Source organism: Halioglobus sp. HI00S01 (genome assembly GCF_001635445.1).
GTDB classification, from domain to species: Bacteria; Pseudomonadota; Gammaproteobacteria; order Pseudomonadales; family Halieaceae; genus Halioglobus; species Halioglobus japonicus.
Genome location: NZ_LWEE01000409.1, coordinates 1 through 441, shown reverse-complemented (window position 1 = coordinate 441; position 441 = coordinate 1). Strand labels below are relative to the sequence as shown.

Sequence of the window (441 nt, the reverse complement as noted above, 5' to 3'; positions counted from 1 at the left end):
CAGGGCATAACGTCCCGGAAGCAGCTCCAGCGCGAACATTCTGGCGCATACTACGCTGCGCGGAAGCGCTACCCCGATCTGTTGGATGAATTGTTGCCGGTAAAAGAACGGACGCCAAGTAAGTGGACGGAAGAGACCATTCGCGCACTGGTCGATGAGCAGGGCATAACGTCACGGAAGCAGCTCCAGCGCGAACATTCTGGCGCATACGAAGCTGCGCATACTCGCTACCCCGATCTGCTGGATGAATTGTTGCCGGTAAAAGTACGGACGCCAAGTAAGTGGACGGAAGAAACCATTTGCGCACTGGTCGATAAGCAGGGGATTACCTCTCGGGGCCAGCTCCAGCGCGAACATCCTAGCGCACGCCAACCGGCGCAGATGCGCATCAGCGATCTGCTGGATGAATTGTTGCCGGTAAAAGTACGGACGCCAAGTAAG

At 56.7% G+C, this 441-nt stretch carries 1 protein-coding gene; it reads left to right on the top strand.

Annotation, left to right across the window (positions count from 1 at the left end):
- A partial coding sequence (locus tag A3709_RS24340) for a hypothetical protein (RefSeq protein ID WP_197484373.1) occupies positions 1-441 on the top strand: 441 nt, incomplete at both ends.